This is a genomic window from Pseudomonas sp. GW821-FHT03E01 (assembly GCF_059420765.1).
Genome location: NZ_JBWKUI010000006.1, coordinates 184,336 through 209,534, shown reverse-complemented (window position 1 = coordinate 209,534; position 25,199 = coordinate 184,336). Strand labels below are relative to the sequence as shown.

The window sequence follows — 25,199 nt, the reverse complement described above, 5'->3', positions numbered from 1 at the left end:
TTTGAATCGTAATCAAGGCAAAGAATCCGACTTATGCAGCAAGCACCGGTAGTCAACGTGCGGGACGACGACAATGACGAGATTGATCTTCTCGGCCTGTTTGGAACACTCATCGACCATAAATGGCTGATTGCCGCGGTTACAGGCGCCTTCATGGTCGCAGGGGCCGCGTACGCAGTGCTGGCGACACCGGTATTTCAGGCGAATGCGCTGTTGCAGGTCGAAGCGAAGAAGAACGACTTATTGGGCTTCTCGGATATCGGCAGCATGCTGGGCAAGGAGTCTCCTTCGGCCACCGAAATCGAGTTGATCCAGTCCCGCTCCGTGATTGGTAAAACTGTCGATAACTTGAAACTTGATATTGTCATACAGCCAAAGTATTTCCCGGTTTTCGGTGAGTTCCTGGCGCGTCGATTCCAGAATAATAATCCCGGTGAAATAGCCGAGCCCTTGTTGGGGTTGAACAGTTTCGCCTGGGGAGGGGAGTCGCTGAAGATCTTCAAACTGGATCTCCCCGATTCGCAACTGGGCAAGAAATTGACCCTGACCACGGGTGAAAATGGTCATTTCACGTTGGTGGATGAAGATGACAACCTATTGGCGGCCAGCCGGGCCGGAGAGCTTTTCGAAAAAAATGGCGTAACGTTTCAAATAGAGGAACTGCACGCCAATCCTGGTACCCGCTTCCGCATTATCCGTAACTCCCGCCTGACCAGTATCCTCGACTATCAAGAGGCCCTGGATGTAGTTGAGCGCGGAAAAGAGTCGGGCATGATCGGTCTGGCGCTGGAAAGCACAGATCCGGACCAGGCGATTAAAATACTCAATGAAATCGCCGCTATATATGTACGGCAAAACGTAGAGCGCACTTCAGCAGAGGCTGCGCAGAGCCTGGCGTTTCTCAAAGAGCAACTTCCTGAGGTCAAGAAGGATCTGGAAAAAGCCGGAAATGCGTTGAATGAGTACCAGACGCGCAGCAAGTCCGTGGACATCACGCTCGAAACCAAAGCCATTCTTGATCAGATAGTCGGGCTCGATACCAATATTTCCGAGTTGAAGTTGCAGCAAGCCGAGATGGACCGCAAGTTCACCCGTCAACATCCTGCCTATCGCGCATTGTTGACCCAGATCGGTGAGTTGAGCAGCAAGCAGAAAAGTTTGGCGTCCAAAGTGGAGAGCCTTCCCTCTACCCAACAAGAATTGCTGAGCCTTACCCGGGATGTAGAGGTCGGTACGGCCATTTACACCCAGCTGCTGAATAAGTCTCAGGAACTGGATGTGATGCGCGCGGGCACCGTCGGTAACGTACGCCTGATCGACACTGCGGACGTCAATTTCCTCAAACCGGTCAAGCCGAAAAAAATCCTGATTGTATTGATCGCCACTATTCTTGGCGGCTTCCTGGCAGTGGCCCTGGTGCTGGTACGCAAGGCACTGAACCGCGGGCTGGAGAGTCCGGAAGCCATCGAGCAACTTGGGTTGCCGGTCTATGCGTCGATTCCCTACAGCATTCTGCAGAAAGCCGAAGAAGATAAAGTCTCCCGCGGACGAGGGCGCTCCAATGGGACTTCATTGCTGGCCGTCACTCATCCTACCGATCTGGCAATCGAGGCATTGCGCAGTTTGCGTACCAGTCTGCACTTCGCCATGCATGAGGCCGACAACAACCGCCTGATGATTTCCGGGCCCAGCCCTCAGGTCGGTAAAACGTTTGTCTCGGTCAACCTCGCGGCGGTGATAGCACAAACCGGGCTGCGGGTATTGTTGATCGATGTCGACATGCGCAAAGGCTATTTGCACAAAGTGTTAGGTGTCTCCTCAGACAACGGGCTCTCCGATATCCTGGCCCGGCGCTGTGATATGGCCACCGCCATCCACAAGACCCCGGTCGATAACTTTGATTTTGTCAGTCGAGGCCTGATTCCGCCCAATCCTTCCGAGTTACTGATGCACGCCAATTTCAGCGCGCTATTGGAGCAGGTGAGCAAGCAATACGATCTGGTGATTCTCGATACGCCGCCACTACTGGCGGTGACAGATGCGGCGATTGTCGGGCGTCTGTCCGGGACCAATCTGATCGTGACGCGCTATGGCCTGAACCCGGCGAAAGAAATCGAGTTGACAGTGCGCCGGTTCACCCAGAACGGAGTTGCCATTAAAGGTGCGATTTTTAATGGCGTAGAGAGAAAGGCTTCCAACAAGTATGGCTACAGTGATTATGGTTATTACCACTATGCCTACGCCTCCGACAAAAACTAAAGGGTATTGAACAGGTCGCGTCATCCGTTCAGATTTTTACGGTATTGCTGTTGTTCTTGAGTTTTTGTCGTTTATTGCTGCGCTGGATCACTAGCCAATAGGCATGATCAAACCGATAGTTCATGAAAGCACCACGTCCTGAGGAAGATGACGAAAAATCCTGGGGCGGTAGCGTGCTTAATGCCACGTCCCTCCTCACCGGCCATTCTTGCCGCCGGACTTGAAGGCTAGCAAGGAATCCAGGATTCCTTGGGTTTCCAAGTGGGTGGCGTGAGCCAAAAACCAACATTTGTACCAAGGTAATCATCATGAAAGTCACTGTATTCGGAATTGGCTACGTAGGCCTTGTTCAAGGGGCGGTGCTAGCCGAGATTGGCCACGATGTAATTTGTGTGGACGTAGATGAACAAAAAGTAAGAAATCTGGAGCAGGGGATTATTCCAATCTATGAGCCTGGACTGGAAGTTTTAGTCAAAGAGAACTACACCGCCGGAAGGTTGAAGTTCACGACGGACGCTGCATCAGCAGTGAAGCATGGAAAGGTTCAATTCATTGCGGTAGGCACACCGCCTGATGAGGACGGATCTGCGGATCTAAAATATGTGCTGGCTGTTGCCGAAACGATAGCAAATAATATTGAAAGCAATTGCATTATCATTAACAAGTCTACCGTTCCTGTTGGAACAGCCGATAAAGTGAGGGATCGAGTTGCGAGCGTACTGGCTCAACGCGGCCGTACTGATCTCTCATTTGACGTTGCATCGAATCCAGAATTTTTAAAGGAAGGTTCTGCAGTATCGGACTGCATGCGTCCGGATCGGATAGTTATTGGTACGGAACAGGCGAGTACAGAAGAAGTCATACGTGACCTCTATGCTCCTTTCAACCGTAATCACGAAAAAATAATCGTCATGGACGTTCGCAGCGCTGAGCTGACGAAATATGCAGCCAACTGCATGCTTGCAACAAAAATCAGCTTCATGAATGAGATTTCTAACTTGTCAGAAATGCTCGGTGCTGATATCGAAATGGTGCGAAAGGGCATAGGTTCAGATCCCAGGATTGGTTACCACTTCATCTATGCAGGATCCGGGTATGGTGGCTCTTGTTTTCCTAAAGATGTACAAGCCCTCATTAAGACATCCGAGCAACTGGACTTTGATGCAGTAATTCTGAAGTCCGTAGAAGCAAGGAATAATGAGCAAAAGAGTGTAATTTTCAGGAAAATAATTAATCACTACAATGGGGATATCGCAGGAAAAACATTCGCTCTTTGGGGTTTGAGCTTTAAACCCAATACTGATGATATGCGTGAAGCACCCAGTCGAGTACTGATGGAGGCACTGTGGAAAAACGGCGCCAAGGTGAGAGCGTATGATCCGGAGGCGATGGAAGAAACTCAGCGAATTTACAATAATCGTGATGACTTGAGTTTGTGCGGAACCAAAGAAGAAGCTTTAAAAGAAAGCGATGCCTTAATCATAATAACTGAATGGCAAGCCTTCAAGGCACCCGATCTGGATCAAATTGCAAGCCAACTTAGCGAGCCTATAATATTTGATGGAAGAAACCTTTTCGATCCTCAAAAGCTTAAAGATAAAGGTATTAAATATTACTCCATAGGCCGCCAGTAACATTACAAATTGAAGTGGAGGCTTTGGCCTCCGCTTCAAATAAACCCTCCTGATAATGTTACGGGTATAGACCAGCAGCCAATGATTCAAGCTATCATATTCATATTAAGCACAATGGTTGCCGCTCTTGTATTTTCCAGGAAATATAAAGTACTTCCAGTTTGCGCTCTGATACTGTTTTTGTTTACGCTAGATTATACGAACTATTACTTCAATATAGGCTCGTCAGTATCCGGATATCTCGTAAAGCTTTACATCGAGATTCTTTTTGTGTTTTCATCGCTAAGATATATAGCCCATGCCGCGAAAAGCAAAAAAGCAAAAAAAATCGCACTTTTAATTTTGTTGTTTGCCATTGCGTTTCTAATTGTAGGGATAGCAAAAAACGGAGCATTAAATGCTATTCTAGATTGGCGTAGTTCGATTCTCCCTATCGCGTTAGCTTTCTTGCTTGTACATAGTAATATTTTAGATCATCGTACCACCCGCAAGGCGATAGAGTTTTTCTGCCTCTTGACAATCTTAAATTCCATGTTGGCGATTTACCAGTACAGCTCATTTGATGGGAATGCGGAATCATCTTGGCGATACAACTTCCTTATAGATGCCAGGCAAAATAACGAGTCGAACACTGAAGAGCGCTTCGTAAATTATCAGATCGTTCGGGATGATAAGCTTCGAGCGTCGGGTATCTTTGTAAGTGCCTTGCAGTATTCTTACATCGCCGCAATGGCTGCTTTCTACCTGTTCCTCAAGCTTTTTCTAGAACAAAGAAAGAAACTTCTAATGCGAGCCATCTACACAGCTGCCTTCATGGTTCTTTCCGCTGGGATTGTGGTGAGCCAAGTACGAGCATCGCTCATGATACTGGCGATATGCATTGCTGCTTTTTTCTTCTTTGTCAAAAGAACCAAGCGCTCTATAGTATTTGACATTAAAAAATCCGCTTTCTTAATAGTTTCTAGCTATGCTTTAATTTTGTTTGTTCTTTTCTTTTACGGGGGAAATGCGCTGGATAGTTCGGCAGCAGGAAGAGCCCCTCAGTATTTAAAAGCAATGTCTGAGTTTACTATTGTTGGTGCCGGTCTTGGTAAGTATAGAGGGCAGTTTGACTCGTACTTTGTGTATGGAACAATGACTTTCGGGATTGCATTTTTTATGATTCCTTTTGTTTACTCGAGGTTGTTCAGTTCTGCATTCAGGCCTGCACCCAGGTTGCCAGAATATGAAATAATCATAATATTCGCTTTCGGTATTTCTATCTCCGCTGCGATCATATCCCTGTTCCAGCATCTGTCTGGATCCGTATACTACTATATGACTTGGATCTTGCTGGTCATCTCCGCCAACTTGGTCAGACGCAAAAGTGATCAGGCTATTGAAGTCAACTACTTAAACAATAGGCTGCCAAGACCATAATGAACATACTAAAGTCGAAGTCACTCCACTTGCTATGCATTCGAATTGTCGGCGCTATAGCCGTGCTGCTTGCGAATATTGTTATTCTGAAAATAGAAAGCAGTGATTTGGCAGGGCTGTTTCTTGTTGCTTATACTATATTTCAGATTTCCGCAGTTATAGCACGCTTCGGATCGGACATCCATCTGGTAAGAAATTATTATAAGCAGTCAAGCGAGACAGTACAGGACTGCTTCAATCAATCAGTAGTAGTTAGCCTTCTGATGGGGTCAATACTGAGCCCTATTACATATTTCCTTGGAGATTTCTATGTCCAGCACTGGAGTAGCCTATCAAGCGCTAGTAGTGATCACTCGTCAATACTTCTTATTTTTATACTGATTCCTGTATTTTCCGCCGCTAATACTGTTTTTTTTATATATCAAGCAAGGCATAAGACCGTCACCCAAATCCTGGGTATAAATGTCATTCAGCCCTGGGCTTTTTTGGCTTTTTATCTGGCGATTAAGCTCGCAACCCACCTTGATTTTCTATCGTTAGCTCCCGACACAACCATTGTAGTCTCCTTCTACGCCTCCATTTTAATTTACCTGATTATATCTGTTGTGTTTGCAAGAAAAGCAAATATGACGTGGGCTCCGATATCTGCGCTATCTAAAAAGCCACTCAATAAAATTCTAGCTTCACAATTGAAGTATGCATCCGCAACAATAGGAACGCAGCTAGTAGGTTGGTTGCCATATCTGTTGGCCTCCTTGCTTTTAGGAGCTTCATTTGCTTCCGTCTTCAACATACTCCAAAGACTGGCAATGCTTTCAACCTTCATATCGGTATCAATAAATTCTATATCTGCGCCTCGATTTTCAGAGCTTGCCAGTCGATCAGACTATCGAGCCATAAAAAAAATATTTTGGTCCAATACAAAGAAGTTGACTTCCTTCTCCTGCATTTATTTGGTTTCGCTGCTGGCGTTAGTCAGGTTTAGTGAACAAATACCGGAAAGCTTCCACGTCGCATGCTACATCGTATTGTTAGGCTTTTTTGTAAATTGCTCTACATCAGTGTGCGGATATTATTACCAGAACGCTTCAAATATTCACCATCTTAACGTGGCGCTGTATCTGACTGTCGCACTATCTCCGTTCGTGACTTATTGGCTTTTAGGGGGCTGGGGCACGTTGGGTGCAGCAGTTGCCATTGGGAGTACCATTGCATGCGTTAATGTAATCTTATTCCCTCTAGCAACACTAGACCTTAATCGGCGCACATCGACAAATGTCATTAGTTCAACTCAATCGTAGCTAAACCTTCAGGTTTGTCATGACACTCACACAGAGCCAGCTTGTACAAGTTAACTTCCTTGTTGTGGTTTACTCTACCAACCCTAGTTTAACCACTACGCTCAAATCGTTAGCTACCCTGGATTTTCAGTCGGCAGGAATTATCCCAAAGTTTTCAATTTGGGATAATTCTGAGCAGGGATTCGGAGAGGCATCAATCCCAACATTGCCTGGCCAAATAACGTATCACCACAGTGGAAAAAACGAGCACCTTTCGAAGGTATACAACACTCTGATCTCCAATAGTGCAGGCTCGGACTATTTTATAGTGTTGGATGACGACTCCAGCATAACTAATGATTATATATCAAGTTTGGATTTGTTTTTCAGGAGCCGTGTGCCAGTGGCGGTGCCTCAAATTTTGTTCAATCACAGCCTTATATCACCTGGAACCATAAAGGGAGTTCGTGGCAGAGCATTGAACTTACAGAGTTTGACGACAGGTCCCGTCCCATCTAAAAATATAGTGGCAATGATGAGCGGGACTGTCATATCTAAAGAAGCGCTGTCGCGAGGGCTAAAGTTTGATGAGCGCTTGAGTTTCTATGGGGTTGATACACGATTTTTCATCGACTACGCGAACTGCTATAACGAAATATTTATTCTCAAGACATCAATTCCCCATAGCTCGGCACTCAGAGAGGGCGGACAAGCTTATGCCAAAAAGGTTCAGCGATTCCGAAACCTCATACTGTCGAGGCCATTGGTTTTCGATTACGTAAAATATCATAAATTTAAAATATCATTATATGTGTTGTTCTTTAGCCTGAATACATGCCTTAAAGAAAGAAATATCAGGTATTTATCACTGATGTTACTTGCGCTACATGTGCTGAGTCCAAGGAAATCATATGCGAGATGAAATACTTTGCCTTCATCAAAGCTCCGAGCTGTACGGTTCAGATCGAAGTTTCCTTACGGCAATTGAGTCGATCTCCGTAAAAAAGAGAATTTACTGCATTCTGCCTTTTCTTGGGGACCTCTCTCCGCTAGTTAATAGCATGGGGGCCGAAATAGAGTATTACCCCTATGGAATACTGAGAAAGCAGAAGCTAAAAAAACCATTCAGCTATAGCATGGAGCTCATCAAGGCGACCTTGTATTATGCAAAAAAATATAAGGCGTTTAATGCAATATACATAAATACGACCGTTATGTTGTCCGCGCTGGTCGCTGCCGGATTTTATAGATTTTCCAAGAAAAGTTTCTTTTGCCATATCAGAGAAATTCCCGACAAAAAACTCATTGGGATCTTCCGTTTACTCCTACGGTTCTCAGGTGCAAAACTAATATTCAATTCCGAGGCTACGAAATCCGCTTTTAATCTTCCGGGAACAGTAATTTATAATGGTGTAGCCCCCCTTTACAACGTCCCATCGCTGCGTACTGAAAGAGACTGTAAGAATCTACTTCTGATCGGCAGGATAAACACCTGGAAAGGGCAAGACTTTTTCATTGATGTCATTGGAAAATTGGCCAATAACGCAAGAAATGACTTTCGCATAAGGATAGTGGGTAGCCCTTTTGAGGGGTACGAATATCTGGAAAAGGATTTAATCGAAAAAGTAAAATCATATGGGATCTCCGACAACGTCGAATTTTTCCCTTTTTGCTCGGACCCTACCGAGCACTTTCAATGGGCAAGCTATGTTGTTGTCCCCTCTACGAAGCCGGAGCCGTTCGGTCGAGTAGCGATAGAAGCGTACTCTGTCGGAAAACCAGTGATAGCTGCGGGCCATGGTGGTTTGGTAGAGATCGTTAACCATGAAAAAGATGGTTTCCTTTTCATTCCTGCCAATCAAAGCAGCCTTGAGGATGTCCTGCTAGGACTTCCTTCGCCGGGCAGTCCTCTGTACGAAAAACTGAGTAAGTGCGCGCTTGATACTTATTACAAGAAATTCTCAATAAAAAGCTATAAAGAGCACATAAACTCAATGCTGGAAAACACAAATTAAAAGCAGAGCAATCCATGTTATCGGGAATACCATGAAACTTATCATGCTACTCATGCTTTCCTTGTTTTATCTAACTGCAAGTGCGAGCCCTTCAGTTGATATAGGCGTTTACTACTATCCAGGTTGGGATCAACCGAATGACCCCTGGCAGAAGATAAAGCCATTTAAGGATAGAGAGCCTCTACTGGGGTGGTATAAAGAAGGATCTGCAGAAAACACAAAAATACAGATCGACTGGATGCATCAGTATGGAATAAATTTCGTTATCTATGATTGGTACTGGGACAATATTCACGGTGTTAATCGGACGCACGCTATAGACTCTTTCTCCAGATTAAAAGATACACATGATATCAAGTTTACCCTTCTCTGGGCCAACCATACCGGGACACCCTCGAGCCTTAAGCAATTCGATGATATAGTGCAGTACTGGATAGATCATTATTTCAGAGCGCCTGGCTATAAAAAAATAGATGGTAAACCCGTCGTTTTTATATTTTCATCTGAATTACTTGAAAGGGACGCCAGAAACTTTGGCAGTAATGCCAATGAACTATTGGAAAGGGCACGGGATCGAGCGATCCAGGAAGGATTGCCTGGAATATATTTTGTTGGATCAATAAAGGCTGGTGACAGATTTTCTCAAGAGATTTTGCCGCTTCAGAATTACGACGCATTGTCCGCTTATAATTATCAACTTAATGCAGCCGAGAAGTTGAGCGAAAGGCGTCCGTCCGCAAGTTACAAAGAACTTTCAGATGGATACGAACAAGCTTGGAATTCGGCTTTAAGTACTAGCAAGTTGCCCTATTTAATTCCCGTCACTTCGGGCTGGGACAAAACTCCATGGGGTGGAAGCGAATCCCCCAATCATGATAATTCGAGCAGCACACCAGAGCAATTTAGATTGCACTTGGAGTCAGCAAAATCGCTTATTACCTCAGAGCCCAAGAAGACACTAAGCACCGTTGTCATATGTTGTTGGAATGAATACGGCGAGGGTTCATATATTGAGCCAACCAAAAAATATAAATTTCAATATTTAGAACAGATTAAAAACACTTTCAAAACTTCAGATAGCTCTGAAAACCCCTCACATTGAAAGAACCAAAAAGCCTCTATGAAAAACCTCTATATCCTCGGCATCCGCGGCGTTCCCGCCAAACACGGCGGTTTTGAAACCTTCGCCGAAAAGCTCTCCCTCTACTTGGTCAAGCAGGGCTGGAAAGTCACTGTCTACTGCCAGGAAGACGGTTCCGGCGGTATATCGACCAGTGAATGGAAGGGGGTTCATCGCATTCATATCCCGATCGCCAACACCGGCGTGGCGGGCACGGTGTTTTTCGACTGGAAGGCTACCGTCCATGCGCTGGGCCAGAAGGGATTGTTTCTGACCCTCGGCTATAACACGGCGGCGTTCAATATTCTGCAGCGGGTCAAGGGCCAGACCAATGTCATCAATATGGATGGCATTGAATGGCGACGGGAGAAGTGGGGGGTGGTGGCGAAGACCTGGTTCTGGTTGAACGAGCGAGCAGGTTGCTGGATCGGCAACCACCTGGTGGCCGACCACCCGAAAATCAAGGATCACCTGGCCACCCGGGTCAAGGATTCGAAGATCACCATGATCCCTTATGGCGGGGACCGGGTGAACGAAGCAGACCCGACCGCCCTGGCTGATTATGGCCTGGAGCCCCATGGATTCTCGGTGGTTATCGCCCGGCCGGAGCCGGAGAACTCCTTTCTGCAGGTCGTCAAGGCTTTCAGCAGCAAGCGCCGTAACCATAAGTTGGTGGTGCTGGGCAACTTCACGCCAGAGAAGAACGAGTACCACAAGCGGGTGATGGACGCGGCCGGCAAGGAAGTGATCTTCCCCGGTGCCATCTATGAGGCGGCGGTGGTTCGGGCGCTGCGGTTTTTCAGCCGCTTTTACATCCACGGCCATCAAGTCGGGGGCACCAACCCTTCGCTGGTGGAGGCATTGGGCGCCGGCTGCTCGGTGATTGCCCATAACAACCATTTCAACCGTTGGGTCGCCGGTGATGCGGCGGTGTACTTCGATGACGAGCACGACTGCGCCAAGTTGTTCGAGAAGTACCTGCGCGATGACCACAGCCATTTGATCGCGGCGATGAAGGCTGAAAGCACCCGCCGCTTCAACGAAAAATTCACTTGGGAAAACATCCTTTCCCAGTACGAAAAATTACTGATCCAGTGGTATCCCAAGGAGTACAGCAAGTGACCCAACGTATTATCGTCACCGGCGGTGCTGGTTTTATCGGCTCCGCCGTCGTTCGCCATCTGATCGACAATACCGATGTGAGCGTGCTCAATATCGACAAGCTCACCTACGCCGGCAATACCGAGTCCCTGGCGTCGGTGGCGGGTAGCCCCCGGTATGAATTCCAGCAGGTGGATATCTGCGACACAGCGGCGCTGCACGAGCTGTTCGCGCGTTTCCAGCCCGATGCGGTGATGCACCTGGCGGCCGAGTCCCATGTGGACCGTTCCATCGACAGCCCATCGGATTTCATCCAGACCAACATCGTCGGCACCTACAGCATGCTGGAGGCCAGCCGCCGCTACTGGTCAGGGTTGGCGGCGGAGCAGAAACAGGGCTTTCGCTTCCACCATATCTCCACCGATGAAGTTTATGGCGACCTGGAAGGCACCGACGATCTGTTCACCGAGACTACGCCCTACGAGCCGAGCTCGCCGTACTCGGCGTCCAAGGCCGGCTCCGACCATCTGGTGCGCGCCTGGCACCGCACGTATGGCCTGCCGGTGCTGGTCACCAACTGCTCGAACAACTACGGGCCCTTCCACTTCCCCGAGAAGTTGATCCCTCATGTGATTCTCAATGCCATCCACGGCAAGCCGTTGCCGGTATATGGCGATGGCTCGCAGATCCGCGACTGGCTGTTTGTTGAAGACCATGCTCGAGCGCTGGTCGAAGTGGTGTCGCGCGGTATCGTGGGCGAAACCTACAACATCGGCGGACACAACGAGAAGCGCAACCTGCAAGTGGTGGAAACCATCTGTGAGCTGCTCGATGAGTTGCGCCCCCGCGATGAAGGGCAGGGCTCTTACAAGGAGTTGATCAGCTTCGTCACCGACCGCCCTGGGCATGATCGTCGTTACGCCATCGATGCAGGCAAGATTGAGCGTGAACTTGGTTGGCGACCACAGGAAACCTTTGAAAGCGGTATACGCAAAACGGTTCAGTGGTATCTGGATAATCAAGATTGGTGGCAACGGATACTCAACGGCCAATACCGGTCCGAGCGTCTTGGCCACGTTGGCTGAAACATTCAAAACCTGCCTCTATTTAACTTCGAAGGGAATCCCCTATGAAAGGTATCATTCTGGCGGGAGGCTCCGGCACCCGCTTGCATCCCATTACCCGTGGTGTGTCCAAACAGCTGCTGCCGGTCTACGACAAACCGATGATTTATTATCCGCTGTCGGTATTAATGCTGGCGGGCATTCGCGAGATATTGATTATTTCCACGCCCCAGGACTTGCCCAACTTCCAGAACTTGCTGGGTGATGGTTCTTCTTTCGGCATTGAACTCAGTTATGCAGAACAGCCTTCTCCTGATGGCCTGGCGCAAGCCTTTCTGATCGGCGAGGAGTTCATCGGCGACAGCAATGTGGCGCTGATTCTGGGCGACAACATTTTCTACGGTTATGGCTTCAGCGCCTTGTTGCGCGAAGCGTCACAACGACAGACCGGTGCCACTGTTTTTGGATATCGAGTCAGCGACCCGGATCGTTTTGGCGTTGTCGAGTTCGACGAGAGCGGCAAGGCGATCTCGATCGAAGAGAAGCCTGCACATCCGAAGTCCGACCATGCTGTCACCGGTTTGTATTTCTACGACAAAGACGTGGTGAGCATCGCCAAGCAAGTCAAGCCTTCGGTACGCGGTGAGCTTGAAATCACCGACGTGAACAATGCTTATCTACAACGCGGGGATCTGCACGTCAGTGTGCTGGGGCGTGGTTTTGCCTGGCTGGACACCGGGACCCATGATTCGTTGATGGAGGCCGGGCATTTCGTCCAGACCATCGAAGCGCGGCAGGGCTTGAAGGTGGCCTGCCTTGAAGAGGTGGCCTATCACCAGGGTTGGTTGTCGGCTGCGGAACTGGATAAACAAGCCACCGCGTTACACAAAACCGGTTACGGACAATACCTGGCGCGCGTACTGACGACGGAGCCTTCGAAATGAATGTCATCAACACCCGGTTGCCCGGCGTACTGATTATCGAGCCCAAGGTGTTTGGCGATGCCCGTGGGTTCTTTCTCGAGAGTTATCACGAACAGCGTTATCGCGACGCCGGCATCGAGTTGCCATTCGTCCAGGACAATCACTCACGCTCGCAGTATGGCGTATTGCGCGGTTTGCACTTCCAGCGGACCCGGCCCCAGGGCAAGTTGGTGCGGGTTACCCAAGGTGCGGTGTACGACGTGGTGGTGGACATCAATCCCGAATCGGCCACTTGCGGTGAACATGTAGGGGTCAAGTTGACCGCCGACAACCATCTGCAGCTATGGGTGCCGCCGGGTTATGCCCACGGCTTCTGCGTGCTCAGCGATACCGCCGATTTTCAATACAAATGCACCGATCTGTATTTCCCCGAGGATGAGGGTGGGCTGCTCTGGAATGATCCGGAGCTGGGCATTGCCTGGCCCGTTGAATCGCCTCAACTCTCGGAAAAAGACTTGCGCAACCCACGCTTGCGCGCGGTGTTGAACGGGGAATGACGGGTTAATATTGGTCTATAGTTAACATTAACTATTTATGACCTGATGTTATTTAGCCTTGAATGTTCAGTCACAATAGAACCTAGCGGGACAGGATGCCGGGAAAATCCTGACTAATAATAACAATAGGCGTGAAGGGGGAGTGACTTTTGCTCGGGAGTTTGTGCCGAAAATGCCTTCTCATGTAGCAAATATCTTGGAAAATTGCCTTTTTCCGTCAATAAGTCCTGCTCGGTGCAAGCGCTTTTGTCCATGATGTGACGAGGTTTGGCGTATGGCATGCACTCCCTATAAATGACATTCTCCAAAGGAGGCAATGTGCATGAACTGTCTCGTTCAATTGACGGGTGTCAGTTCATTCACCTGCTGTTCCATTCCCGGTCCCTTAGTCTCAAATCTAATGCAGAGTTGATGTCGAGAAGGAGTCTGATATGAAGAAACTACTTACGGCCGGCTTGCTGGCTGTCATGAGCACTGCAGCGTTGGCGGCGGATGAGCCGGCGAGCAAAACGGCGAGCGAAGAGGTGAGCGAGCCATTGTCCTTGAGTACCCCGCTGGTTGGGGGAGTGACGGTCGCAGAAACCGTGGTGATCGGCGCGGCCATTGTCGGCGCTGCGGCGGCCGCTTCAAACTCCGGTGGCAGTTCCAATGGCGGAACGACGGGGTCCACTGGTACTACCGGTACTACCGGCACCAACTAATACCCTACGAAGTATGTTGTCCAAGATCACTCAGAACTTTCTGGGTGATCTTGTTTTAGATTTGCCCTCGACTAGCGTAGTGCCATTATGATCCGTAGATTATCTGTTGTTATGCTGGCAAGTATCAGCTTGCACGGCTGTATGTTTTCGCCTGGTCAACACATGGACACCAGTCAAATGGTCAGTGACGGCTCTCCGGAAAGTAGCCGGGTGGAGCTTATTCCCATCACGCCTAAATTGATTGCCATGGATGCGGCCACGCAAGTTCGCGAATCCGTTCCCCCAGCGTTGTTGTCCTACGTTCCAGGCGGTTATCGCGTGGGTGCCAACGACCTGTTATTTATCACGGTCTGGGATCACCCCGAGTTGACGGCGCCTTCGGGGCCGCAACAGCAACTCGATGCCAACGGGCGTCTGGTGCGTCCGGACGGCACGTTGTTTTATCCCTACATCGGTAATATCCCGGCGGCCGGTAAAACCATCGAAGAGTTGCGGGCCTTTATTGCCGAGCGCTTGTCGCAATTTGTCGAAAGCCCCCAGGTCGACGTCAGTGTATTGCGCTTCGCCAGCCAGACCGTGGTGATTTCCGGTGCGGTGCTCAAGGCTGGCCAACAGCCAATCACTACCACACCGTTGAGCGTGGTGGAGGCCGTTGGCGCGGCCGGTGTGGACCCCTCGAACGCAGACCTGTCAGGCCTGACGCTGACTCGGGACGGGCGCGAATACAAGCTCGATCTGGACACCCTCAATCGCCAGGACTCACAGTTGCAAGGCGTTTACCTCAAGGGCGGCGACCGGCTGTACCTGCCCTATAACGACCAAAAGCGGATCTATGTCATGGGTGAGGTCAATTTGCCTCGCGCACTGAGCTTCAAAGGCAAGTCGATCAACCTGACCGATGCGCTGGGCACAGTGGGGGGCTTGAACCAGACCACCTCCAACGGCAATGCGGTGTACGTGATTCGCGGCGCCGACCACCTGGAAACCGAACCGGCCAAGGTGTTCCAGCTCGACGCAGAATCCCCTTCGGCCCTGGTACTGGCCACCCGTTTCGACTTGCAACCGCAAGACATCGTCTATGTCGGCCCGGCCGGCGTGACGCGCTGGAACCGTCTGATCAGCCAGCTTCTGCCTACGGCCACTGTCCTGGGGACCGGTGCCAGCTCACTTAACGATCTCAGCGAAGCCAACAGCAGATAAGGCTCAATCCCGCCGTGAAAACTTTGCCTACCTGCGCCAGTCTGACGATGGCGCTCTTGCTGTGCGGGTGTAACCCGTTGATGAAGGCCTCCTGGGACACCCTTGAAACATCTGTCGCGGGGCCTGCCTCCATCAATTTGACCCGTGCTCAGGTCGACGCTGTGCCATATCCGCAGATCCTGGTCACCACCCCCTCCAGTGAGGGCGTGATGGCCATGGCTCGTCGGCGGGGCGACCTGCAGTTCTGGGTCGCTTCCGGCAAGCAAGTGCTGCTGATGCGCGACGGCCTGGTGGTGCGCACTGTCGGGCTGGGCGTTTCCCTGGATGGCACTCGCTTCAATGAAGAGTCGCCCTTCAAACGCGGCCTTCAGCATTTGCCCGACGGCTATACCAGCACGCGCTGGATCGACATCTATAACGGCAACCGCATCGGTATCGCGGTCAACAGCCGTTTCAGTCCCCATGGCATCGAGACCATCAGCATTCTGGACAAGGATTACGCCTTGCTGCGCATTGACGAGCAGGTGGATGCACCCACCCTGAATTTCCGCGCCACCAACCGCTACTGGGTCGACCCCCAGGACGGTTTCATCCTGCGCAGCGAGCAGCATTTGACGCCGCAACTGTTTCTGAAAATCGTGCAGGTGCGCCGTGATCGGGGAGCTGCCTGGTGAAGTGTTCAAACCTTTTCTTGCTTGGTCTGCTGTTGATCGGCCCGGGCGTGGGCCAGGCGGCCGTCACGGTCAGCGGTGACGTGCGCAGCCCTGGTCAATTCGAAATCAAGCCCGGTGCGCGCTTGCTGGATGTCATTCGTAAAGCCCAACCCAATGCCGAAAGTTACTGGCTGGGCGCGGCGTGGCTGCACCGTTCATTAGTGGACAAGCAGACGCGTTTGAAAGCAGGTGTTCTGTTCGATCTGAAACTGTTGCAACGGGGGGCCTTGCTCGATGGCAAAGGCACGCGAGCAGAATTGAGCGCGCGCCTATATGAGCAGGTCGCGCAACTGCCGGTCACCGGACGTCAGGTCGCGGTGCTCGATCCGATCGCTGTGGAAACGGGGTTCGCCCGCAACGCGTTGGTGGATGATGGCGACTATCTGATTTACCCCCAGCGGCCGTCCACCGTGGAGGTTTTCGGGGCGGTCGCGCAGCCTTGTCAGGTGCCTTACCGGGCCCTGCAGGAAGTGCGTGCCTATGCCCGTGACTGCGCCATTCTTGGCGACGCCGAGGGCGACTATCTGTGGCTGATCCAGCCTGACGGCCAGGTGCGGCGCCTGGGCGCGGCGGCGTGGAATCGTGAGGACGGCATCGTTGTGGCGCCCGGCAGCAAGATCCTGGTGCCGATCAGGAGCGACGATCTCGAGACGCCGACCCCTGAGCTCAATCAACAACTGGCCGAGTTTCTCGCCACTCAACCGCTGGCTGAGGTGGCCCCTTGAAGTGCCCGTTGAAGTTACGTTTTGCTGCTGCATTGCTCCTGCCCTGCGGATTGGCTCACGGTGAACCGCGCTACACCCAGAGTGATTTTGGTGGCGTCGGTCTGTTACAGACCCCCACCGCGCGCATGGCCCCGGCGGGGGAGTTGAGCGTCACGGCCAGCCGTACCGACCCTTATTCGCGCTACAGTTTTTCCTTGCAGCCACTCGATTGGCTGGAAGGGTCGTTTCGTTACACCGCGATCACCAACCGTAAGTACGGCACCGAGCAATTGAGCGGCGACCAGAGCTTCAAAGACAAGGCCATCGACTTGAAGGCGCGGCTTTGGGAAGAAACTCACTGGGCGCCGCAGGTCGCTATCGGCGCCCGGGACATTGGCGGTACCGGGCTGTTTTCCAGCGAGTATTTCGTCGCCAACAAGCGTTATGGCGACCTGGATTTCAGCCTCGGCATTGCCTGGGGTTATCTGGGTAATCGTGGGGATTTCAGTAACCCGCTGTCGGTATTGGGCAGCCAATTCAACGACCGGCCGCAGAGCACGGCGGCTGTGGCCAGGGCAGGGGACGTGAACACCAACGCGTACTTCAGGGGCCGCCCTTCGTTGTTCGGTGGGATTGCCTATCAAACGCCCTGGGAACCACTGAGACTGAAGATCGAGTACGAGGGCAACGATTACAAGAACGAGCCACTGGACAACCCGCTCAAGCAAGACCTGCCGATCAACGTCGGCGTGGTCTACAAGCTGGCCGACAGCGTCGACCTGAGCGCCGGTTGGGAGCGTGGCAATACGGCGATGTTCGGCATCACCCTGCACACCAACTTTGTCAGCCGCAAGGCACCGGTGAAGACCTATGACCCTCCCGCCGAGCCGCTGCCGGCGCAGGCACCGTCGACTCCGGCCGACCAGGTCAACTGGGCCGATGTCTCCAATCGGTTACAGCAAAATGCTGGCTATAAGGTCAAACGCATTACCCAACGCGGTTCGGAGTTGATGGTGTATGGCGAGCAGTCTCGCTATTTTTATTCGGCCAAGGCCGTCGGGCGGGCCAGCCGGATTCTCGATAACAGCGTCAATCAGGACATCGATTGGTTCACCTTGGTGAATCAGCGTTATGACATGTCTATCGAAGAAACCAGCGTGCCGCGGGAAACATTCCGCGCGGTGGTGAACAACGACCAGCCGCTGAAGGATCTACACCGTACGACCGAGGTCAATCCGGCGACTGCACACCGGGAAACCACGCTCTATACCCAGGCGCTGGAGCCGTTCAGCTATGGTTTTGGCCTGGGCTACAAACAGAACATCGGCGGCCCCGACGGCTTGCTCTATCAGTTCACCGCCGATGCCGACGCGGAGTACCGTTTCACCCGCAACACCTGGTGGAGCGGCCTGCTCAGCGCCAACCTGCTGAACAACTACGACAAGTTCACCTACGACGCACCGAGCGGGTTGCCGCGAGTGCGCACCGATTTGCGTCAATACCTGACCACCTCCGATGTGACGATGCCGACGTTTCAGTTCAACCACGCGGCGCAGCTGGATCGGGACTGGTATGGCATGGTCTATGGCGGCTATCTGGAATCCATGTATGCCGGGGTCGGCAGCGAAGTGCTGTATCGACCCACGGGGAAACGCTGGTCATTGGGCGCTGATCTGAACTTCGTACGCCAGCGGGATTTCGATCAGGGCTTTGGCCTGCGCGATTACCAGACCATAACGGGTCATGTCACCAGCTATACTGAATTGCCCAATGACATGCTGGCAGCGGTCAGCGTCGGGCGTTACCTGGCACGGGACTGGGGCACCACCGTCGACTTGTCGCGGGAGTTCAAGAACGGCGTGAAGTTTGGCGGCTGGGTCACCCTGACCACGGCATCGAAGGCGGAATATGGCGAGGGCAGCTTTGACAAAGGCATCTACATTTCCATCCCGTTCGACGAGCTGTTGAGTACCTCGACCATGCGTCGCGCCAATATCATTTGGGCGCCACTGACTCGCGATGGTGGTGCGCGCCTGAACCGTGCCTACTCATTACAGACCATGACCGACGGGCGTGACAGCAGCTTGTTCTACAACAACTTCGAGAAAATTACCGAATGATCACGTGGCTCAAAGGCTTGATCGAGTTGCCATTCTGGCTCCGGTGCCTGGCCTTTGCCATGGTGACGGCGATTCTGCTGTTCGCGGGATTGCGCGCTAAGCCGATCCCGGAGTTGTTTGCCGAAGAGGACAAGATCCATCACTGGATCGGCTTTCTGGTGTTTGCATGCAGTTGCCGTCTGGCTTTCCCCAATGTGAAGTTTGTCTGGACAGCCTTGGGGTGTTTGCTCATCGGCGTACTCATTGAGCTCGCGCAAGGTTTGATGCCGCTGCGCACGGCTTCGCCCTACGACATGCTGGCAAATAGTATCGGCGTGTTGATGGGGTTATTGATTTCAAGGTACTGGGTACGCTGAAAAGGCTTTAGGCACCTGGCAGTTCGTCGGCATGTTGTAACCGTTGATCCTCGCTATATCCCCCTCCAGCAACACCTCTCTTGCCACTCCATCCGGCATATGTTCCGTAATGCAATCTGTAGCAGCTGCCGAGCCTGCGAGGCTGCGTTCGGCTGCGCAGCAGTCGTGAATCCGGCTGACGCGATCTACCTAATGCACCGCAAGTTCTGGCTGGACGACTGCTGCGCAGTCGAACTCAGCACTGGATACGATTTCTGGTGTTTGCGTGCAGTTGCCGTCTGGCCTTCCCCAATGTGAAGTTTGTCTGGACAGCCTTGGGGTGTTTGCTCACCGGTGTACTCATTGAGCTTGCGCATGGTTTGATTCCGCTGCGCACGGCCTCGCCCGACGACATGCTGGCAAATAGTATCGGCGTGTTGATGGGGTTATTGATTTCAAGGTACTGGGTACGTTGAAAAGGCGTTAGGCCCTCGGCATTTTGTAACCTTTGACCCTCGCTATATCCCCTCTCCAGCAACACCTCTTTTGCCACTCCATCCGGCATATGTTCCGTAATGCAATCTGTAGCAGCTGCCGAACTTGCGAGGCTGCGTTCGACTGCGCAGCAGTCGTGAATCCGGCTGACGTGGTTTGCCTGATACACCGCAAGTTCTGGTTTGACGACTGCTACGCAGCCGAACGCAGCCTCGCAGACTCGACAGCTGCTACGGGCGAACGCAGCCGTCGGCAGTTGCTACAAAACAAAGGGTAAATGGGGTGAGGCGGGGAGAGGGGCTCCGGGCAGTCAGAGATCTGACTGCCCGGACTGCGGCTCAGTTAGCCACAAGCTGAAGAACAGGCGGGGGGGCGAATCGCAGCAGTTAATAGATGTCCTTTGAAAAAAGCGTAAAAGGCGTCTTGATCAGGATCTTGATGTCGAGCCACAACGACCAGTTGTTGATGTAGTTGAGGTCGATCTCCACGCGCTTTTGCATCTTGTCGAGGGTCTCGGTTTCGCCACGGCAGCCACTGATCTGGGCCAGCCCGGTGATGCCCGGTTTGATTCGATGACGGGCCATGTAGGCCTGGATCTTGCCGGTGTAGTAGTCGTTATGGGCAATCGCGTGCGGCCGCGGTCCGACCAGCGCCATATGGCCTTGCAGTACGTTGAAGAACTGCGGCAGTTCGTCGATGGACGTGCGTCGAATGAAACGGCCAACCGGGGTAATGCGTGGGTCTTCACGGCCGGCCTGGCGGACTTGATGGTCGTCGTGCAGACGCATGGAGCGGAATTTCCAGACCTTGATGATCTTGCCGTTCCAGCCGTGCCGTTCCTGTTTGAAAATGATCGGCCCCGGGGAGGAGATCTTCACTGCGACGGCAATCACCAGCAGCAGTGGACTGAAGGCGATCAGCGCCAGGGCGGCGAGACCTCTGTCCAGCAGGGTCTTGCTGAGTGCCGCTGTCGGGTAACTGGTCAGCGGGCTTTCATTGAGGTGGATGGCGGGCAGGCCATCCAGCTCGCTGACGGAATGATTGAGCAACGTCATGCTGCCCAGGTCGGGAACCCAGACCACATCCACATTCGAGTCGAGAAGGTCGATGTACAGCGCTTCGACCTGTTTGGCTTCGCTCAAAGGCAGCGCGATGTACAACCGCCGGACATCGTGCACCCGGATCAGCTCGCGCAGTTCCTGCAGTTGGCCCACGATCCGGTGGGTATTGACGTTGGTCGACAGCTCGTTGGGTTTTGAGCTAATCAGGCCGACCAGCGGCGGATACTCGGTTTTGGCCAGTTTGTCCGCCAGATTCACCGCCAGTTGGTCGGTGCCGATGATCAGGGTGTTATTTTGGCTGTGCAATTGCCGGTGGTAGTGTCTGGAAAAACTATGCAGAGGCAGGTACAGCAGGGCCTGCACGCAATAACCTGCCACAGCCCAGACCATGATGATTTCCCGGGAGAACAATTCGCTGGTCTTGCTGAGAAAGCCGATGCTGGTCAGGCCGGTCAGTGTCAGCAGCCACCCCAGCAGCAGTCGACCCAGGCCGGAGAGGTATCCATGCTGCTTGTGATAGACCAGCAGCAGGGAGTAAGAAGGGACCGAGCCCAGGAAAGTCAGCACGGCAAGCACACGATAATGAGCTTCGATTTCTCCTGTCTGGTACAACGCCAGAGCAAATAACAACGCATTGACCGAAGTGATGGCAATTATCCATTGCCCCCAGAAGGTCAGTCCTTTGGATATGCTGTTTCGATTAATACGATTATGTACCATCGCGGTGTCCCTCGGGCGTGCGCCACGTTGTGTATCAGTCGACGGTTAATAAATGGCAGCCACGCGCAAAGGCTGAGCGAGCGCAGTTCGGTCAGAGATTATTTTTATTATTGGAAGGGAATAACGCGGGCTATGGCTGGCCATCCGAATGTTGTTTTCAAGTCAGCTGATACGGTTGTCTCAGTGTCCGGTTTTTATACTAGTACCTTAATCTTTGTGGGTGTCTGACGAATTATAACGGACACCACTTCCAGGGCTCATGTTATAAAAGGTCGTGCTCTTTTATTAGGAGGGCATCACTAAATCGTCTATAAAATTGCAGCATTCCGATAAGCGCTTGCCCGCCATGGGGAGGGATCCGGCAGGAACTATGGAGAGAAATACGTGCGAGGGACAGGCGGCGGGAAGTACGAGGTGAGGTGGTTAGGCAGTCAAGCGGTATCGGGTTGAGCGGGAAATCGCATTTATTGTTATTGTTTTTGCGATTTCAATCAGTATGCGATTCTGATCCTTTGTGCCAGGCAATAACCACGGTTTCTGACCGAGCGAATCAGGCGTTCCCCGTTGGCGGCAGTCTTGAATTTTTTCTGCAGTCGGCTCAAGCACATTTCAAGGCCGCTGTAATTCTCCGGGTCTTTATCGATACGTAGGATAAGATCGTTCTTGCTGAGTACCCGTCGATCACTGATGACCAGTTGGGTGAGCATTAACGATTCGGTGCCGGTCAATGGGATGGTTATATCTTCCTTGATTAATGTTCTGTCGTCGGCATTAAACCACCAGATGTCGGGGTTACCCTGCGACTCTTTAACTCGGCTGACTGCAGAGATGAACTCTTCGTCTGCCACCGGTTTCTTGAGAAATCCATCAACCCCGAAGTGCGAGAAGTGATGAAGTTCTGAATGCTCCGAGTTGGGAGTTATGAGTATGATTTCCGCATCTTTTTGATTTTTGCGGATAAAGCTGACATCGCTCAGCGAGATATCGGCCTGGTCGAGCAGGATGTGCGTGAATCGACTCTTTCGGATGCGTTCGCTGCTGAGTTTGCCAGATTCGATTTCAAAAGATAGATGCAGGCGTTGTGCGAGAAGCGATTCTATAGCTTGTCGTGCCAGTTGATCTCGGGTGAAAATTAGAAAGCTGTTGTTTGGCGTATTCACAATAAGGCTCCTTCCTAGTTTGGTGAAATTTTTTAAGCTTAAATAACCTCGGTAGGCGAGTAGTACCGCCCCTGGAAAAAATCGAAAGGCATGCTGCGGGCCAGTGTGTGCAGTGCTTTGTGCTCGACCCGGTCCGCAATGAATCTGATTTTGCTGTCATGGATCATGCTGCTCAGGCAGTCGTAAGACCTGTTGAAAAAGTCCTGACTGTTATCGACCATGATGTCGAAATTGGACCGGGTCAGGTCCACTTTTATGTAATCGAACAGCTTCGGGCTGATCAGTTTTTCAGCGCTGTCATCGCTTAAGTCATAGCCATCGAAAGCGATCTCGATCCCGTTGTCCTTCAATAAATGAATATGATTGATAATGGTTCTTTTTTCTTTGAGATTGAACGAAAGGAGCGAACTGCCATTAATGCTGGGGATTAGCTGTTGTTCATGCTTCTTGAGTGTCGTTTGAGCGTCGTTCAGTTCTCGGATGAACGCTTTATCCAATAACGCGGATTGGTTCATGGTCACGAACAATTTATTGGGTGTCTGTACGGATGGGGACGACGTGGCCTCGATCTGTGAAAGGGCATTTAATTGGATCCGCATCAGTACTTCACGATAAATCGCCAGTGGGTGATCGGGATGCAATGGCTGATACCCCTTGTTCAGAGGTGTCTGTTGTTTGGTCGCCTTGGCATAAATCTCACTGCCGAACAATTCATCGTTTCGCTTGAGGATTGATTGCCTGAAGAAAACCAATGCGAAGTTATCTTGCACGGTATATTGCCTGCTGGACTCCATTGTTTAGTCCCTTTAAGAATGAAAGTTTGCTTGCTTTACTGAGACGACCCCTCGAAGCAATCGATAGCCATAACCGCGAACACTATGAATGATGTTAATGCCGAAGTGCTTTTTGATTTTGTTTCGAAGGCGGCTTATGGATTTCTCCAGAACACGCGAGTCATAGAGTTTGATATTCAAACCCATGGATTCGGCCATGGAGTCATGGTGCAGGATATTACCTTCTGCATTGATAAGCGCATCCAGGGCTTTCATTTCCTGATAAGCCAGATCCAGTTTGAGCTCATCGTTGTATAAGTGCAGGCATGTTTGGTCCAAGGTCAACTTAATGGCAGGCTGCCATTCAGGTGTTTCGAGCAACTCTGAAATTAACCTGGCTTTTTCATCCTGGTCGTTAGGTACATTGATACAATGATCTGCACCGGCCAGGTAACATTCAATTTTGGTTTGCGGAGCGCGAAAATTGATTGCAACGATAATGGACAGTTCTGTTGGGCTCGTACGTAATTTCTTGATGAGCGCCAGGCAGTCATTAAGAATGGAAGGGCTTTCAATGTCGATTAGTACGGCATCGTGGGCTTGAGCTTCGCTATCTGGATTTAATGGGTTTGTGTAATCTAATGTATATATATGCGTGAGATTGGGTGCAAATAACTGTCGAAGTTTCTCTGCCGAGCGCCAAGTGCGCCCAATAGCGAGAATACCCCTCTGGCTATTTTCGATTTTGCTCTCAGTACTCATCGTGCAAATTACTCATATGTGCTGGCGCTGCAATCTTAATACACATAATACTGAAATTATCTGACTTTTTATAACATTTTGAGCTTGTCAGCAGGTGCCATTCCATTGCCAGTAGTTTCAGTTGAATCAATGACATAGCCAACTGTGGAGGCTTTAGCCAATTTGATTTTTTGATATCCGATTTAGTTGGTGAGCGCCTTTGCGTCGGACTAGGCCCTCTAGGTTGACTTTTCTATGATCAACACTGAAGCGTGGCTGATCCGCGGATCGGGCTACAGAACGAGGCATCACAGAGAAGTCTTGCGTATAAACTGTGCGGAAGTCCGCATTTTTGATTTCTGGAGTTGATTTATAAGGATATTCCACGGTCTTCTATGGCAGTTTGGGTGCGCGCTCGAAAGGCGCCAGTTCAACTGTCGCCTCTTTTTAGGGCAAATGAGAGCGGGGGTATATTAATTTACTCCTTTTGCATTATATTTGTAATATTTTATGTCAAGAGCTGAATTTGTGAGCAGTGTAGTTATTCTACCTAGTTACTGAATACAAAAAGCTAAGAATGATATCAGATGGCCATTATACTTAAGTATTAGTCTAAGGGGAGAGCCGGTCATTGGTCTTTTTCGCAATTAATCATCCATGACACGCCAAACCGATCGACCAGCATCCCGAAGCGTGCCGCCCAGAACGTCGTCTCCAATGGCATTTGAATACTCCCGCCTTGCGCCAATGCCGCAAACACTCGCTCTGCCTCAACCACACGGTCGACATTCAATGACACCGAACAACCGCTCATGCCGGCGCTGGGGCGATCGGGTGTGGTATCCGACCCCATGATCGACTGATCCCCGACCAACAGGCGCGTATGAATGATCAGGTTGTGGCAGTCCGCTGGCACATGGTCGCGAGCCGGAGTTTCGCCGAAGGTCATCATGACTTCGATCTGGCCAGGCAGGCTTTTGGCGTAGAAGTTGAAGGCATCCTGGCAGTCGCCGTTGAAGATCAGGTAGGGATTGATTTTCATGTTCTGCTCCCGGTGATGGAGTGGGGCACATCGGTTGGACGTTCAGGTTCGTCTTCCAATCC

At 51.2% G+C, this 25,199-nt stretch carries 21 protein-coding genes and 1 pseudogene; 17 read left to right on the top strand and 5 right to left on the bottom strand.

Features of this window, described 5'->3' with window-relative positions; translation table 11 throughout:
• The first annotated feature begins 33 nt into the window (after positions 1 to 33).
• The 17 genes and pseudogenes from AC07VO_RS12385 to AC07VO_RS12305 all read left to right on the top strand — a co-directional run.
• Positions 34 to 2,259, top strand: coding sequence for a polysaccharide biosynthesis tyrosine autokinase (locus AC07VO_RS12385; protein WP_310398233.1), 2,226 nt, complete (start codon positions 34 to 36; stop codon positions 2,257 to 2,259).
• Positions 2,260 to 2,567: 308 nt separating this feature from the next.
• Positions 2,568 to 3,893, top strand: a complete 1,326-nt coding sequence (locus AC07VO_RS12380; protein WP_310398230.1) for a UDP-glucose dehydrogenase family protein — start codon at positions 2,568 to 2,570, stop codon at positions 3,891 to 3,893.
• Positions 3,894 to 3,974: 81 nt separating this feature from the next.
• A complete protein-coding gene (locus AC07VO_RS12375) occupies positions 3,975 to 5,312 on the top strand; it encodes a hypothetical protein (RefSeq protein ID WP_495007521.1) in 1,338 nt (445 codons plus the stop codon).
• Positions 5,313 to 5,374: 62 nt separating this feature from the next.
• Positions 5,375 to 6,613: a lipopolysaccharide biosynthesis protein gene (locus AC07VO_RS12370; protein WP_310398226.1), complete on the top strand. Its 1,239-nt coding sequence runs from the start codon at positions 5,375 to 5,377 to the stop codon at positions 6,611 to 6,613.
• A gap of 890 nt (positions 6,614 to 7,503) precedes the next feature.
• Positions 7,504 to 8,607, top strand: a complete 1,104-nt coding sequence (locus AC07VO_RS12365; RefSeq protein WP_310398223.1) for a glycosyltransferase family 4 protein — start codon at positions 7,504 to 7,506, stop codon at positions 8,605 to 8,607.
• Between the two features lie 31 nt (positions 8,608 to 8,638).
• Positions 8,639 to 9,709 carry a glycoside hydrolase family 99-like domain-containing protein gene (locus AC07VO_RS12360; protein WP_310398221.1) on the top strand — a complete coding sequence of 357 codons (1,071 nt, stop codon included), beginning with the start codon at positions 8,639 to 8,641 and terminating at the stop codon, positions 9,707 to 9,709.
• 18 nt (positions 9,710 to 9,727) lie between these two features.
• Positions 9,728 to 10,849 (top strand): DUF1972 domain-containing protein, encoded by a 1,122-nt coding sequence (locus AC07VO_RS12355; RefSeq protein WP_310398219.1) that lies wholly within the window; start codon positions 9,728 to 9,730, stop codon positions 10,847 to 10,849.
• Positions 10,846 to 11,913: a dTDP-glucose 4,6-dehydratase gene (rfbB, locus tag AC07VO_RS12350; RefSeq protein WP_138867123.1), complete on the top strand. Its 1,068-nt coding sequence runs from the start codon at positions 10,846 to 10,848 to the stop codon at positions 11,911 to 11,913. The genes AC07VO_RS12355 and rfbB overlap by 4 nt, the downstream gene beginning before the upstream one ends.
• A gap of 44 nt (positions 11,914 to 11,957) precedes the next feature.
• Entirely contained in the window at positions 11,958 to 12,836 is an 879-nt protein-coding gene (gene rfbA, locus AC07VO_RS12345; RefSeq protein WP_064616870.1) for a glucose-1-phosphate thymidylyltransferase RfbA, read from the top strand.
• Positions 12,833 to 13,372, top strand: a complete 540-nt coding sequence (gene rfbC, locus AC07VO_RS12340) for a dTDP-4-dehydrorhamnose 3,5-epimerase (protein ID WP_111453701.1) — start codon at positions 12,833 to 12,835, stop codon at positions 13,370 to 13,372. The genes rfbA and rfbC overlap by 4 nt, the downstream gene beginning before the upstream one ends.
• 431 nt (positions 13,373 to 13,803) lie before the next feature.
• The gene (locus AC07VO_RS12335) at positions 13,804 to 14,073 is read left to right on the top strand and encodes a hypothetical protein (RefSeq protein ID WP_495007520.1); all 270 of its coding nucleotides are present in this window, start codon (positions 13,804 to 13,806) and stop codon (positions 14,071 to 14,073) included.
• 87 nt (positions 14,074 to 14,160) lie between these two features.
• The gene (locus AC07VO_RS12330; protein ID WP_173861152.1) at positions 14,161 to 15,273 is read left to right on the top strand and encodes a polysaccharide biosynthesis/export family protein; all 1,113 of its coding nucleotides are present in this window, start codon (positions 14,161 to 14,163) and stop codon (positions 15,271 to 15,273) included.
• Between the two features lie 14 nt (positions 15,274 to 15,287).
• On the top strand, positions 15,288 to 15,947 hold the full coding sequence (locus AC07VO_RS12325) for a YjbF family lipoprotein (RefSeq protein WP_310398211.1): 660 nt from the start codon (positions 15,288 to 15,290) through the stop codon (positions 15,945 to 15,947).
• Entirely contained in the window at positions 15,944 to 16,711 is a 768-nt protein-coding gene (locus tag AC07VO_RS12320; protein WP_310398210.1) for a capsule biosynthesis GfcC family protein, read from the top strand. Before AC07VO_RS12325 ends, AC07VO_RS12320 begins: the two co-directional genes overlap by 4 nt.
• 8 nt (positions 16,712 to 16,719) lie before the next feature.
• Positions 16,720 to 18,810 carry a YjbH domain-containing protein gene (locus tag AC07VO_RS12315; protein WP_310398208.1) on the top strand — a complete coding sequence of 697 codons (2,091 nt, stop codon included), beginning with the start codon at positions 16,720 to 16,722 and terminating at the stop codon, positions 18,808 to 18,810.
• A complete protein-coding gene (locus AC07VO_RS12310; RefSeq protein WP_310398206.1) occupies positions 18,807 to 19,166 on the top strand; it encodes a VanZ family protein in 360 nt (119 codons plus the stop codon). Before AC07VO_RS12315 ends, AC07VO_RS12310 begins: the two co-directional genes overlap by 4 nt.
• A 230-nt stretch (positions 19,167 to 19,396) precedes the next feature.
• Positions 19,397 to 19,621 (top strand): annotated as a pseudogene (locus tag AC07VO_RS12305) (VanZ family protein); the annotation flags it as partial.
• Between the two features lie 405 nt (positions 19,622 to 20,026).
• Here the strand turns inward: AC07VO_RS12305 and AC07VO_RS12300 are convergent.
• The 5 genes from AC07VO_RS12300 to AC07VO_RS12280 all read right to left on the bottom strand — a co-directional run bounded on the left by AC07VO_RS12300 (position 20,027) and on the right by AC07VO_RS12280 (position 25,137).
• Positions 20,027 to 21,421, bottom strand: a complete 1,395-nt coding sequence (locus tag AC07VO_RS12300) for an undecaprenyl-phosphate glucose phosphotransferase (RefSeq protein WP_018928262.1) — start codon at positions 21,419 to 21,421, stop codon at positions 20,027 to 20,029.
• A 491-nt stretch (positions 21,422 to 21,912) separates the two neighbouring features.
• Positions 21,913 to 22,581 (bottom strand): winged helix-turn-helix domain-containing protein, encoded by a 669-nt coding sequence (locus AC07VO_RS12295; protein ID WP_018928261.1) that lies wholly within the window; start codon positions 22,579 to 22,581, stop codon positions 21,913 to 21,915.
• A 38-nt stretch (positions 22,582 to 22,619) separates the two neighbouring features.
• Positions 22,620 to 23,375, bottom strand: coding sequence for an EAL domain-containing protein (locus tag AC07VO_RS12290; RefSeq protein WP_018928260.1), 756 nt, complete (start codon positions 23,373 to 23,375; stop codon positions 22,620 to 22,622).
• A gap of 12 nt (positions 23,376 to 23,387) precedes the next feature.
• Entirely contained in the window at positions 23,388 to 24,116 is a 729-nt protein-coding gene (locus AC07VO_RS12285) for a winged helix-turn-helix domain-containing protein (protein ID WP_018928259.1), read from the bottom strand.
• 607 nt (positions 24,117 to 24,723) lie between these two features.
• Positions 24,724 to 25,137: a VOC family protein gene (locus AC07VO_RS12280; RefSeq protein WP_192351411.1), complete on the bottom strand. Its 414-nt coding sequence runs from the start codon at positions 25,135 to 25,137 to the stop codon at positions 24,724 to 24,726.
• Between the last annotated feature and the right edge of the window lie 62 nt (positions 25,138 to 25,199).